Raw genomic sequence first — 13,058 nt, 5'->3', positions numbered from 1 at the left:
ACCTATGTCAACTCCGCTCTCACGTAAGGAAATACGCCATGACCGCACAGTCCCCCGACCTCGTCCCGTTCCACCTGGCCATCCCCGTCGACGACATCGACGCCGCCCGTGAGTTCTACGGCAAGGTGCTCGGCTTCTCCGAGGGCCGCTCGGACACCAAGTGGATCGACTGGAACTTCCGCGGCCACCAGGTGGTCACCCACCAGGTGGGCGACGGCCCGTCGAAGACGCCGCGCGACGGTATCGCCGGGACCAACCCGGTCGACGGTCACCAGGTGCCCGTACCGCACTTCGGCCTGGTGCTCCCGGTGCCGGAGTTCCAGGAGCTCGCGGAGCGGCTCACGGCGCGGGGCACCGACTTCGTCATCGAGCCGTACGTCCGCTTCCAGGGCGAGCCGGGCGAGCAGTGGACGATGTTCTTCCTCGACCCCGCCGGAAACGCCCTGGAGTTCAAGGCGTTCGCCGACCTCGGGCAGCTCTTCGCGGTCTGAGCCGAACACCGCGCCGGCCCGGCAGACGACGGTCATCAGCAGGAGGACTGGTCCCGCGGATGACCGTCGCACGGGCCCCCGGCGCGATGAACCCATCCGTCCGCGCGCCAACGCGGACGCGCATCACCCGTCTGCCATCACATCCCAGCCACAGGACAGGTCAGACCCGGAGGGCTCCATGGCGAGCGTACCAACGTCAGTGAACACCCCAGGGCCCGCCGCGGCGGACCCGGACCGGCCCGCGCACGACCCGCGTCCCCGCAGGGCGGCGCTGGCCGCCGCGGCGGGAACCGCCATCGAATACTACGAGTTCGGTGTCTACGGCTATCTGGCCGTCGTCCTCGGACCGCACTTCTTTCCCGGCGACGACCCCACCGCCGCCCTGCTGGCCACGCTGGCGGTCTTCGGCAGCGCCTTCCTGATGCGGCCGCTGGGCGGTGTGCTCCTCGGCCGCCTCGGGGACCGCGTCGGCCGCAAGCCGGTGCTGATCCTCACCGTGGTGGGCATGGGCACCGCCACCATGGCCGTCGGGCTGCTGCCGACGGCCGACACCGTCGGGGTGGCCGCTCCCTTCGCGCTGCTGCTGGTGCGCCTGGCCCAGGGGTTCTTCGCGGGCGGGGAGGTGACCGGTTCGGCCACCTATCTCGCCGAGGCGGCGCCGCCCGGCCGGCGGGGCTTCTTCGGCGCGTTCACCCCGGTCGGGGTGGCCCTCGGCGGTGGCGCGGCCGCGCTGGTGGCGGGGGTGGTCTCGACCGTGCTGAGCGAGCGTCAGCTGGAGGCGTACGGCTGGCGGATCCCGTTCCTGCTGTCGTTCCCGCTGATCCTGGTGGCGCTGGCGGCCCGCCGCCATCTGGCGGACTCCGAGGCGTTCCTGGAGAAGAAGCGGGACCGCGCCACGGCCAAGGCGCCGCTGCGCGAGGTGCTGACCCGCCATCGCGGTCCGGTGCTCAAGGTGACGCTGCTGGCCACCGGGTCCAACTGCGGCTACTGGGTGGGCCTGATCTTCATGAACATCTATCTCACCTCCAACCTGGGCTATCCCAAGTCCTCCACCTTCTGGATCATGGGCGGGATCGGGCTGTTCGTGGCCTGTCTGATGCCCCTTTTCGGGGCACTCTCCGACCGCCTGGGCCGCAAGAAGGTCATCACCCTCGGCTTCGCCGGGTACGGCGTCCTGGTCATCCCCGCCATGCTGGTGATGGGGCTCGGCAACTTCCCGCTGGCCATCCTCGCCATGGTCGTCCTGGCGGTGCCGATGCCGATCGTCCAGTCGGTGACGTACCCGACCTACGCCGAGCTCTTCCCCACCGAAGTGCGCTACACCGGGCTGTCGTTCAGCTTCAACATCGGCACCATCCTCGGCGGCGGGCTGAGCCCCTATCTGGCCACCTGGCTGATCGACGGTACCGGCAACCTGCTGGCGCCCGGCTACCTGCTGATGGGCGCCGTGGTGATCGCCCTGCTCACCCTGCGCACGGTCAGGGAATCCAGCCGGGAGGCGCTGGCATGACCTCGCGCACCCCCGTGCCGTCCACCGCCGCCGCGCTGCGCGACCTCGCGGCGCGCGGCGAGTGGACCGGCCCCACGGCAGGCATCCTGGACGGCTACCAGCAGGCCAATCTGGTGGTGGTCCCCCACGACCTGGCCTTCGACTTCCTGCTCTACTGTGTCCGCAATCCGGCGCCCTGCCCGGTCCTCGCGGTCACCGAACCGGGCGATCCGGTGGTGCGCCTCGGGGACACCGTGGCGGATCTGCGCACCGATCTGCCCCGCTACCGCGTGTGGCGGCGCGGCCAACTGGTCGACGAGCCCCATGACATCACCGCGTACTGGCGCGAGGACGCGGTCGGCTTCCTGCTGGGGTGCAGCCACACCTTCGAGGGGCCGCTGCGCCGGGCCGGGGTCCCCGTGCGGTACGCCGCCTCGTCCGCGGCCCCCGCGGTCTATGTGACCGATGTGCCGACCCAGCCGGCCGGCCGGCTCTCCGGCCCCCTGGTCGTCAGCATGCGGGCGGTGCCCGGTCCGCTGGTCGCGCGGGCGGTCGAGGTCACCTCGCGCTATCCGACCGGGCACGGCGCGCCGGTGCACATCGGGGATCCGGCGGAGCTCGGCATCACCGACCTCGGCCGGCCGGACTTCGGGCCGCCGCCGGTCATCGAGCCGGGCGACACCCCGGTGTTCTGGGCTTGTGGAGTCACTCCGCAGCTGGTGCTGCCCTCGGCGGCGGCCGACTATTCGATGACGCATTACCCCGGGCATATGTTGGTGTTCGACCACTCCATAGATGTTCCACAGGATTGTGTGACACACTTCATATCGCAACACAGAGGACGAAATCGCCGCTAGTGAGTGCCGTAGACTTTTCGTACGTACTGTTGCGTGGTGGATAGACGAATACATGGAGCACCAAGAGGTCACTCATGCAGCCCTTCGTACTGAAGCACGCAATCCCCGCCGAGCGCTCGTCGGTCAGTGTTCCCTACGCCTATAACGCCGCCCTGCAGATGAATGTCCTCTCCGACGGCCGTCCGGCCATCGCCGACCGGGCGGTGCTGCTGGCGACCGGCACCACCACGTCCACAGCTGGGTCCAAGACGCACTTCGACGACTGACCTGCGCAGACGTCGATGACGGTACTCATCCTGACCTGTCGCCAGGATGTCACGGCCGACTTGGTGGTGGCGGAGCTGCGCGAACAAGGCGTCCCTCTGGTGCGTTTCGATCCGGCCGACCTTCCGGACCGGGCCGCCCTGTCGGCCGAATTCGACCGTGGTGACTTCACGGGATATCTGTCGACCGAGGGACGCCTTGTCAGCATCCACGGTTTGCGGTCCATCTGGGTACGAAGACCGGGCCGGCCCGCGGCCCACGCGGCGAATCCGTCGGAGTGGCTGACGGCCGAGTGCGGACAGGCCCTCTACGGGATGCTCTACGCCACGACGGCGCGCTGGATGAACCACCCGGGCGCCGCCGAACCGGCCCGCCACAAACCCTTCCAGTTACGCGTCGCCCAGCACAGCGGTTTCGCCGTGCCCTCGACCCTCGTCACCACCTATCCGCGCGCGGCGCGGGATTTCGCCGTCCGGTGCGCGGACATCGTGGTGAAATCCGCCTCCGGTCCGCCGTCCGTCGATCCCCCGGTCGCGCTGCCCACGACCCGTATCGGACCGGACGCGGATTTCTCCGATGTCGCGGCCGCGGCCACCCTTCTTCAGCGCTACATTCCCAAACGGGCCGACATCCGGCTGTTCTGCGTCGGCGCCGAGTTATTCGCCGCGCGCAAGACCGCCGCCTCCGGACAGGTGGACGGGCGCTTCGGTTGTCATGGTCACCCCTGGGAGCCCGTGGCGGTGCCCGCCAGAATCGCGACGTCCGTCCACGCGTACATGACCTTCACCGGTCTCGCCTACGGGGCGTTCGACTTCGCCGAGGACGCCGATGGCGTCTGGTGGTTCCTGGAGTGCAACCAGGGCGGCCAATTCGGCTTCGTGGAGCTGGAGACCGGTCAGCCCATCGCGGCGGCGGTCGCGTCCTGGCTGGCGGCGCCGCACACCGCGCGGCCACGGCGCTCACCACCCGCACCACGGAGCGCCGAGCCCCCGGGGGCGTCACCAAAACCCCCGCCGGACGCCCCGCCGGGCATCCGGCCCACGCATCACGGGCTGTGACCGCTCACGGTCGGTGACGACCGGGTCACGCGGAGGAGGCGTGGGCCCAGGTCCGGCGAGGCCGCGCGGCGGTCGGCCGCGCCGGACCGGCCCGTCGGTCGTATGCTGAATCGAGGGCGTGCCGCCCACGACTGAAGCCTGTCCCTCCCCTCGGCGCGGGAGGTCTCCATGAGCGTCCCCGGAAGCACCCGCCCGCACACGGCGGACGCGTACCGCTATGTGCCGATCGCCGAGCACGGGCTGATCGGCGATCTGCGCACGGCCGCGCTCGTCGACACATGCGGCACCATCGACTGGTACTGCCCGGTCCGCTTCGACGCGCCCAGTGTGTTCGCGTCGATCCTGGACGCCGACCGCGGCGGTTCGTTCCGGCTCGCACCGGATGTGCCCGCCCGGACCAAGCAGTTCTACTTCCCCGACACCAACATCCTCATCACCCGGTTCTTCGCGGACGACGGGGTCGCCGAGGTCCAGGACTTCATGCCGATCGTGGACGACTCCCGCGAGGCGGACCGGCACCGGCTGATCCGCCGGGTGCTGTGCGTACGCGGATCGCTGCCGTTCACCGCGCGGGTGGCGCCCCGGTTCGACTACGCCCGGCAGTCGCACACGGTGCGCACCGGGGAAGGGCTCACGGTCTTCGAGTCCCCGGAGCTGTCGCTGGCGCTGACGTCCACGGTCACCGTGGAGGCCGACGGGCCCGATGTGGTGTCCTCGTTCAAGCTGGTCGAGGGCGAGACCGCGGTTTTCGCGCTCGACCGGATCGGCGGTGCGGTGCGGCCGCGCAGCTGTCCGCTGACGGAGGCGGGGCAGCTGTTCGACGCCACCGTGCGCTACTGGCGGCGCTGGCTCGCGCAGTCCCGCTACCGCGGGCGGTGGCGGGAGATGGTGCACCGCTCGGCGCTCACCCTCAAGCTGCTCACCTACGCGCCGACCGGCGCCATCGTGGCGGCCCCGACGACCAGCCTGCCCGAGCAGATCGGCGGCGAGCGCAACTGGGACTACCGGTACGTGTGGATCCGCGATGCCGCGTTCTGCATCTACGCGCTGCTGAGGCTGGGCTTCACCCAGGAGGCCGAGGCGTTCGTGCACTTCCTGTCGGAGGACATCCACCTGGGCGACGGCCCCAGCGGCCCCCTACAGATCATGTACGGCATCGACGGCCGCAGCGAACTGCCCGAGCAGACCCTCACCCACCTGGCGGGCCACCTGGACTCCTCCCCGGTCCGGGTCGGCAACGCCGCGGTCCACCAGCTCCAACTGGACATCTACGGGGCGCTGGTGGACTCCCTCTACCTCTACGACAAATGGGGACAGCCGCTGGCCAGCGACCACTGGGACACCGTCTGCGAACTGGTCGGCTGGGTCTGCGACAACTGGGACCAGCCCGATATGAGCGTCTGGGAGACCCGCGCCGGCCCGCAGCGCTTCCTGTACTCGGCGCTGATGTGCTGGGTCGCGATCGAGCGGGCGATGCGCATCGCCCGCCACCGCGGACTGCCCGCGGACGTACTGCGCTGGGCACGGGCGCGCGACGCCATCTACCGCCGGATCATGCGCTGCGGCTGGTCGCCGCGGCGGCGCGCGTTCGTGCAGCACGAGGGCGAGGATGTGCTGGACGCCTCGGTGCTGATGATGCCGCTGGCCAAGTTCATCTCCCCCACCGACCCCAAGTGGCTGTCCACCCTGGACGCGCTGGGCGAGGAGCTGGTGTCCGATTCGCTGGTCTACCGCTACGACCCCACGGCCAGCCCGGACGGGCTGCGCGGCGCGGAGGGCACCTTCTCGATCTGCTCGTTCTGGTACGTCGAGGCGCTGTCCCGGGCCGGCCGGGTGGACGAGGCGCGGCTGGCCTTCGAGAAGATGCTCACCTACGCCAACCATGTGGGGCTGTACGCGGAGGAGATCGGCCGCACCGGTGAGCAGATCGGCAACTTCCCGCAGGCGTTCACCCATCTCTCGCTCATCAGTGCCGCGTTCAACCTGGACCGGGCCCTGGGCTGACCCCGGGGAGCGCCGGGGAGCCCTGGGATACCCGATCCGGAGCCCTTCCGGTCCCTGAGCCCGGCCTTTCACCCGGCGCGCACGCGGAACCACTCACGGTGGTCCCGCCGCCATGGATGAGTGGACCGGGCGCCGTACCGCACACCGTCCGGGAGAACTCGATCACACACCGGGCACCCTTCGCGGTGTGCGGCAGTAGGGTTCGCCGACAAGTGTGTGTTGGTACCCGCGCAGGTAGAAGGGATCGGGCATGTTCCGCAAGGTGCTGGTCGCCAATCGTGGAGAGATCGCCATTCGCGCCTTCCGCGCCGGCTATGAACTGGGCGCGAGAACCGTCGCGGTGTTCCCGCACGAGGACCGCAACTCGCTGCACCGGCTGAAGGCCGATGAGGCGTATGAGATCGGTGCGCCGGGCCATCCGGTGCGGGCCTATCTCTCCGTCGAGGAGATCGTCCGCGCGGCGCAGCGGGCGGGCGCCGACGCGGTGTACCCCGGATACGGCTTCCTCTCCGAGAACCCCGAGCTCGCGCGCGCCTGCGAGGAGGCGGGGATCACCTTCGTCGGCCCCAGCGCCCAGATCCTGGAGCTCACCGGGAACAAGGCGCGTGCGGTGGCCGCGGCCCGCGCGGCCGGGGTGCCGGTGCTCGGCTCCTCCGAGCCGTCGACCGATGTGGACGAGCTGGTGCGGGCCGCGGACGAGCTCGGCTTCCCGGTGTTCGTCAAGGCCGTCGCCGGTGGTGGCGGGCGCGGGATGCGGCGGGTGGAGAGCCGGGAGGCGCTGCGCGAGGCCATCGAGGCGGCGTCGCGGGAGGCCGAGTCCGCCTTCGGCGACCCCACGGTCTTCTTGGAGAAGGCCGTGGTGGAACCCCGCCATATCGAGGTGCAGATCCTCGCCGACGGACAGGGCGATGTGATCCACCTGTTCGAGCGTGACTGTTCGGTGCAGCGGCGCCACCAGAAGGTGATCGAGCTGGCGCCCGCGCCCAACCTCGACCCGGAGCTGCGGGCGCGCATCTGCGCGGACGCGGTGAAGTTCGCCCGGCAGATCGGCTATCGCAACGCGGGCACCGTGGAGTTCCTGCTCGACCGCGACGGCCGCCATGTGTTCATCGAGATGAATCCGCGGATCCAGGTCGAGCACACGGTCACCGAGGAGATCACCGACGTCGACCTGGTGCAGGCGCAGCTGCGCATCGCCGCCGGTCAGACGCTGGCCGACCTGGGTCTCGCGCAGGACACCGTGTATCTGCGGGGCGCGGCGCTACAGTGCCGGATCACCACCGAGGACCCGGCCAACGGCTTCCGCCCGGACACCGGGATGATCAGCGCGTACCGCTCACCGGGTGGCTCGGGCATCCGGCTGGACGGCGGCACCACCCACGCCGGTGCCGAGATCAGCGCCCACTTCGACTCGATGCTGGTCAAGCTGACCTGCCGGGGCCGGGACTTCGCCGGCGCGGTCGGCCGCGCCCGGCGCGCGGTGGCGGAGTTCCGTATCCGCGGCGTGTCCACGAACATCCCCTTCCTCCAGGCCGTGCTGGACGACCCGGATTTCCGGGCCGGGCAGGTCACCACGTCGTTCATCGAGCAGCGGCCGCATCTGCTGACCGCGCGCCACTCCGCCGACCGCGGTACCAAGCTGCTCACCTATCTCGCCGATGTCACGGTGAACAAGCCCCACGGCGCACGGCCCCATCTGATCGACGCCGTCACCAAGCTGCCCCCGGTGCCGGACACCGCGCCGCCGGCCGGTTCCAAGCAGCGGCTGACCGAGCTGGGCCCGGAGGGTTTCGCGCGCTGGCTGCGCGAGTCGCCGACGATCGGTGTCACCGACACCACCTTCCGGGACGCGCATCAGTCGCTGCTGGCCACCCGGGTCCGCACCAAGGACCTGCTGGCCGTGGCGCCGGTGGTGGCGCGGACCGTGCCGCAGCTGCTGTCGCTGGAGTGCTGGGGCGGGGCCACCTACGACGTGGCGCTGCGCTTCCTCGCCGAGGACCCCTGGGAGCGGCTCGCCAAGCTGCGCGAGGCGGTGCCGAACATCTGTCTGCAGATGCTGCTGCGCGGCCGCAACACCGTGGGCTACACGCCGTACCCGACCGAGGTGACCACCGCGTTCGTACGGGAGGCCACGGCCACCGGGATCGACATCTTCCGGATCTTCGACGCGCTCAACGACATCGGGCAGATGCGGCCCGCGATCGACGCGGTGCGGGAGACCGGCACCGCGATCGCCGAGGTGGCGCTCTGCTACACCTCGGATCTCTCCGATCCGGCGGAGCGGCTCTACACCCTGGACTACTATCTGCGGCTGGCCGAGCAGATCGTGGACGCGGGTGCGCATGTGCTGGCCATCAAGGACATGGCGGGGCTGCTGCGCGCACCGGCCGCGGCCACGCTGGTGTCCGCGCTGCGCAGGGAGTTCGACCTGCCGGTGCACATCCACACCCATGACACCGCGGGCGGTCAGCTCGCCACCTATCTCGCGGCGGTCCAGGCCGGTGCGGACGCGGTGGACGGTGCGGTGGCCTCCATGGCGGGCACCACCTCCCAGCCGTCGCTGTCGGCGATCGTGGCCGCCACCGACCACTCCGACCGGCCGACCGGGCTGGATCTGGAGGCGATCGGCGGGCTGGAGCCGTACTGGGAGGCGGTGCGCAAGGTCTACGCACCGTTCGAGGCGGGCCTGGCCTCGCCGACCGGGCGGGTGTACCACCATGAGATCCCCGGCGGTCAGCTGTCCAATCTGCGCACCCAGGCCATCGCGCTGGGCCTCGGCGACCGCTTCGAGGAGATCGAGGCGATGTACACGGCCGCGGACCGGATCCTGGGCCATCTGGTGAAGGTCACCCCGTCCTCGAAGGTGGTCGGCGATCTCGCGCTGCACCTGGTGGGGGCGGGGGTGTCACCGGAGGACTTCGAGGCGGAGCCGGGCCGGTACGACATCCCGGACTCGGTGATCGGGTTCCTCCGCGGCGAGCTGGGCAATCCGCCGGGCGGCTGGCCCGAGCCGTTCCGCAGCAAGGCGCTGGCGGGCCGCGCCGACGCCAAGCCGACCGACGGGGAGCTGTCCGCGGAGGACCGGGAGCAGTTGGAGAAGGATCCGCGGGCCACGCTGAACCGGCTGCTGTTCCCCGGCCCGACCAAGGAGTTCGAGGCGCATCGGCAGGCCCACGGCGACACCAGCGTGCTGGACAGCAAGGACTTCTTCTACGGGCTGCGCCCGCAGCAGGAGTACACGGTGGACCTCGAGCCCGGTGTCCGGCTGCTGATCGAGCTGGAGGCCATCGGCGACGCCGACGAGCGCGGTATGCGCACGGTGATGGCCTCGCTGAACGGGCAGTTGCGCCCGATCCAGGTGCGGGACACCTCGGCGGCCACCGATGTGCCGGTCACCGAGAAGGCCGACCGGAGCAACCCCGGCCATGTGGCGGCGCCCTTCGCGGGCGTGGTGACGCTGGCGGTGGCCGAGGGCGATCAGGTGGAGGCCGGTGCCACCGTGGCGACGATCGAGGCGATGAAGATGGAGGCCACCATCGCGGCCCCCAAGAGCGGGACCGTGTCGCGCATCGCCATCACCACCATCCAGCAGGTGGAAGGCGGCGATCTGCTGGTCGCCCTGGTCTGAGCCGGCAGCGGTGAACAGCCGCCGCCGTCCGGCCCCCGGGCTCTCGGGTCAGGGGACCGGACGGCGGCGGCTCGGTATGTCCGCGGGAGCCCTCGGCGCGGTCGCCGAGGTACCCGCCGACGGCGGTACGCTCCCGGCTGGGTACCCGTAAGGGAAGTACCGCCGCGGGGCCCCGTGGCACACCCCGGTCCGACGGGCGATCCCGCGCGGCGAAAGGGCGAGTGGACACCGTCTACGGCATGGGGGCTGGGACGATGCGGGCATGAGCCGCCCCGGACCGGGAACCCGGGAGGGCATGCAGACGCTGAACCGGTGGGAACGGGCGATAGAGCGCTGGGAGGAATCGCTGCGCGCCAAGGTGGTCCGCAGCGAGCCCGTCGAACTCCTCGGCGCCCTGAAACAGGAATGCGACAGCCACGCCGTGGTGTGCGGGCCGACCCGGGTGGTGGTACCCAACGTCTACGACGTCGAACTCGCCGACGCGGTCCACGAGGAGCTCACCCGGCGCGGCTGCCGGGTGGGACAGGTGCTGACGGACCGTCTGGCGCGCCACGCGGAGATCAGGGGCTATGAGTGGGCCGGCCCGCTCACCGTGCGGGTCACCCGGTCCGACCGGGTGACCAACGGACGGTACCGGGTGACGGGCCGGCCCATGGCCCATATCCGCGCGGACGCGTTCGCCGACGCGGCGGCCTAGGACCCCTTCTCGACGGGGCCCCGGTGCGTCAGCGGGGCAGCCGGCCCGGGTCGGTGGCCCATGCGGTGTCCGGCCGGTCGGCCAGGTCGAAGGAGAGCGAGCCGCCGTCGCGCAGCACCGAGCCGTCGAGCCAGGAGGTGTCGTGCGGTGTGCCGTTCACCCGCACGGCGTGCACATAGGGGCTGGTGTCGGACGCGTCCGGCGCGGCGATGGTCAGGGCGCCCCGCCGCCCCGCCGGGACGATCACCGCGCGGGTGAAGAGGGGGCCGGTGAGCAGGGCCTCGGCACGCCCCGGGGCCTGCGGGTAGATGCCGAGCGCCGCGAACACGTACCACGCGGACATGGTGCCCAGGTCGTCATTGCCGGGCAGCCCCGACGGCCCGGTCCCGTACACGGTGTCGACGATCCGCCGCACCGTCTCCTGGGTCTTCCAGGGCTGTCCGAGCGCGTTGTAGAGCCACGGGGCGTGGATGCCCGGCTCGTTGGTGGGGTCGTAGCGCAGCGGATCGCCACCGCGGAGGGACCACGAGCCGTCGGGCTTGTGGAAGAAGCCGTCCAGCCGGGCCGCCGCGGCCTCGCGTCCGCCCATGGCCTCGGCGAGGCCCGGGACGTCCTGCGGCACCATCCAGGTGTAGGTGGCCGCGCTGCCCTGGGCGAAGCCCCGGTCGGAGGCCGGGTCGAAGGGCGTCACCCAGGAGCCGTCCTGGTTCCTGGCCTGGATGTAGCCCGCCGTGGCGGTGGCCCCCGGGTTGAACACGTTGCGCCAGTAGCCGCCCCGTGCGCCGAGTTCCCCGGCCTCCTCGTCGCGGCCGAGCAGCCGCGCCCAGCGGGCGAGCGCGTCATCGGCGACGGCGTCCTCCAGGGTCTCCGCGGCGCCGCCCCAGCAGTGGCAGACGTCCTGCGCCGCGTACCCCGAGTCCAGGTACTGGGCGAGGTTCGGGCGCTGGCCCTCGCACTGTCCCGGGCAGCCCTTGTCGGAGAGCCCGTCCGGGTGCGGGACGGTGGCCTGGCGGTAGAGGGAGTCGAAGGCGCCCTCGGCGTCGAAGTTGCGCACCCCCATGGCGTAGAACGTGGCGAGCGTGGCCGCGCTGGGGTCACCCGTCATCACATGGGTGGCGCCGCTGATGTGCACCCAGCGGTCCCACACCCCGCCGTTCTGCCGGGCGAAGTTGAACAGCGACTGGGCGAAGTCCCCGGCGACCCGTGGCTGGAGCAGGGCGAGCAGCTGCACCTGGGCGCGGTACTGGTCCCAGCCGGAGAAGTTGCTGTACTGCGCCCGCTGCCCGCGCTCCAGGCGGTGCGGTGTGCCGTCCATGCCCGGGTAGCGGCCGTCGGTGTCACTGATCAGGTTGGGCTGCTGGAGCGCGTGGTAAAGGGCGGTGTAGAACGCGGTGCGGCGCGGCCGGCTGCCGCCGCTGATCCGCACGGCGCGCAGCTGCCGGTCCCAGGCGGCCCGTCCGGCCGCCGCCACCTCGGCGACGCTCGCCCGGGGCGCTATCTCGGCGCGCAGGTTGGCCTCGGCGCCCGCCAGGGACACATACGAGATGCCGAGCCGCATGTGGACATCGGTGTCGCTGGTGGTGTCGAAGCCGACGTATCCGCCGGAGCCGCGCCCGGCCCGGTCGGCGCCGGTGAGATAGCCCTCGCCGCCGTCGGCGGTGGTGGCGCCGGGTGAGAGCCGGTCGTTCTCCCAGGTGCCGACGGTGGCGAAGGGGCGGTCGAAGGAGGCGCTGAAATGCAGGCGGTAGTACGTGGTGCGGTTGTTCTCACCGCCGTTGGCGCGCCGCCCGCAGAACGCGCCGGTCAGCACCCAGCCGGTGACCTTGCGCCGCTTGGCGTCGATCTCGATGTGCGCGTTCTCGCTGCCGTTGAGGGAGTTGGAGGTGCGGAACAGCAGATGGGCCGGGGCGCCCTGGGGGAAGGAGAAGTCGGCGACACCGGCCCGCTCGCTCACCGCGAGATCGGCGGCCGCGCCCGAGTCGAGCGCCACCCGGTAGTGACCGGGCTCGGCCTTCTCGTTGTCGTGCGAGAAGTGCGCGGCGTACTTCTGGTCCTTGGTGTCCGCGGTGGGCGAGGTGTCGACCTGGCCCACGAACGGCATGATCGGCACGTCGCCCGCGGCTCCGGGGTGGCAGCCCGCGCCATTGACATGGGTGAGGCTGAAGCCCCGGACCCGGGTGGTGTCGTAGGAGTAGCCGTTGGCCGCCGCGGTGTTGGTCTGGTCGCCTCCTGTGCTGGTCGGGGACCAGGCGATCATGCCGAACGGCAGATTGGCGCCGGGGTAGGTGTTGCCGCCGCCCGCGGAGCCGATCAGCGGGTCCACGAAGTCGACGGGGTGGCGTACCTCGTCGGCCCGTGGCGCCGCGCTTGCCGCGGGGGCCTGGACCAGCGGGGCCAGCAGTGCGCCGAGCGCCACCGCCACTCCCCCGCCGACCAGCGCCGATCGGCTTGCGCGTCTTGTGCGACGCGCTCTGTGCGTCTCCATCAAGGATCACGTCCTTCCGTGTGCTCGGTGTGAACCTATGGGCATACGGTGACGGGGGAGTGAACCCAAGTACAGCGGTGCGCGG

9 protein-coding genes are annotated in these 13,058 nt (G+C 71.2%); 8 read left to right on the top strand and 1 reads right to left on the bottom strand.

Features of this window, described 5'->3' with window-relative positions:
- Window positions 1–38 precede the first annotated feature (38 nt).
- The 8 genes from N6H00_RS35835 to N6H00_RS35800 all read left to right on the top strand — a co-directional run bounded on the left by N6H00_RS35835 (window position 39) and on the right by N6H00_RS35800 (window position 10,488).
- The gene (locus N6H00_RS35835; protein WP_268976025.1) at window positions 39–491 is read left to right on the top strand and encodes a VOC family protein; all 453 of its coding nucleotides are present in this window, start codon (window positions 39–41) and stop codon (window positions 489–491) included.
- A 178-nt stretch (window positions 492–669) separates the two neighbouring features.
- Window positions 670–2,001: an MFS transporter gene (locus tag N6H00_RS35830; RefSeq protein WP_268976024.1), complete on the top strand. Its 1,332-nt coding sequence runs from the start codon at window positions 670–672 to the stop codon at window positions 1,999–2,001.
- Entirely contained in the window at window positions 1,998–2,837 is an 840-nt protein-coding gene (locus N6H00_RS35825; protein WP_268976023.1) for a putative hydro-lyase, read from the top strand. Before N6H00_RS35830 ends, N6H00_RS35825 begins: the two co-directional genes overlap by 4 nt.
- Before the next feature lie 74 nt (window positions 2,838–2,911).
- Complete coding sequence (gene tgmA / locus N6H00_RS35820; RefSeq protein ID WP_268976022.1) at window positions 2,912–3,103, top strand: putative ATP-grasp-modified RiPP; 192 nt, start codon at window positions 2,912–2,914, stop codon at window positions 3,101–3,103.
- 15 nt (window positions 3,104–3,118) lie between these two features.
- Window positions 3,119–4,159: an ATP-grasp ribosomal peptide maturase gene (gene tgmB, locus N6H00_RS35815; protein WP_268976021.1), complete on the top strand. Its 1,041-nt coding sequence runs from the start codon at window positions 3,119–3,121 to the stop codon at window positions 4,157–4,159.
- Between the two features lie 168 nt (window positions 4,160–4,327).
- Window positions 4,328–6,163, top strand: coding sequence for a glycoside hydrolase family 15 protein (locus tag N6H00_RS35810; protein WP_268976020.1), 1,836 nt, complete (start codon window positions 4,328–4,330; stop codon window positions 6,161–6,163).
- Window positions 6,164–6,413: 250 nt separating this feature from the next.
- Entirely contained in the window at window positions 6,414–9,791 is a 3,378-nt protein-coding gene (locus N6H00_RS35805) for a pyruvate carboxylase (RefSeq protein WP_268976019.1), read from the top strand.
- Between the two features lie 295 nt (window positions 9,792–10,086).
- Window positions 10,087–10,488, top strand: a complete 402-nt coding sequence (locus N6H00_RS35800) for a DUF3662 domain-containing protein (RefSeq protein WP_268977245.1) — start codon at window positions 10,087–10,089, stop codon at window positions 10,486–10,488.
- A 28-nt stretch (window positions 10,489–10,516) separates the two neighbouring features.
- On the opposite strand, the gene N6H00_RS35795 is transcribed toward N6H00_RS35800, so the two are convergent.
- Window positions 10,517–12,973 (bottom strand): GH92 family glycosyl hydrolase, encoded by a 2,457-nt coding sequence (locus N6H00_RS35795; protein WP_268976018.1) that lies wholly within the window; start codon window positions 12,971–12,973, stop codon window positions 10,517–10,519.
- Window positions 12,974–13,058 lie beyond the last annotated feature (85 nt).

The sequence above is a fragment of the Streptomyces sp. S465 genome, assembly GCF_026898115.1.
Taxonomy (GTDB): Bacteria; Actinomycetota; Actinomycetes; order Streptomycetales; family Streptomycetaceae; genus Streptomyces; species Streptomyces luomodiensis.
The sequence above is the reverse complement of the archived record's forward strand: the minus strand, read 5'-3'. Positions and strand labels throughout refer to the sequence as shown.

What these genes read in the sequence shown, in the direction of transcription:
- N6H00_RS35835 (WP_268976025.1), top strand. Translation starts at nt 39, where the DNA reads ATGACCGCACAGTCCCCCGACCTCGTCCCGTTCCACCTGGCCATCCCC.
- N6H00_RS35800 (WP_268977245.1), top strand. Translation starts at nt 10,087, where the DNA reads ATGCAGACGCTGAACCGGTGGGAACGGGCGATAGAGCGCTGGGAGGAA.
- N6H00_RS35810 (WP_268976020.1), top strand. Translation starts at nt 4,328, where the DNA reads ATGAGCGTCCCCGGAAGCACCCGCCCGCACACGGCGGACGCGTACCGC.
- N6H00_RS35795 (WP_268976018.1), bottom strand. Translation starts at nt 12,973, where the DNA reads ATGGAGACGCACAGAGCGCGTCGCACAAGACGCGCAAGCCGATCGGCG.
- tgmA (WP_268976022.1), top strand. Translation starts at nt 2,912, where the DNA reads ATGCAGCCCTTCGTACTGAAGCACGCAATCCCCGCCGAGCGCTCGTCG.
- tgmB (WP_268976021.1), top strand. Translation starts at nt 3,119, where the DNA reads ATGACGGTACTCATCCTGACCTGTCGCCAGGATGTCACGGCCGACTTG.
- N6H00_RS35830 (WP_268976024.1), top strand. Translation starts at nt 670, where the DNA reads ATGGCGAGCGTACCAACGTCAGTGAACACCCCAGGGCCCGCCGCGGCG.
- N6H00_RS35805 (WP_268976019.1), top strand. Translation starts at nt 6,414, where the DNA reads ATGTTCCGCAAGGTGCTGGTCGCCAATCGTGGAGAGATCGCCATTCGC.
- N6H00_RS35825 (WP_268976023.1), top strand. Translation starts at nt 1,998, where the DNA reads ATGACCTCGCGCACCCCCGTGCCGTCCACCGCCGCCGCGCTGCGCGAC.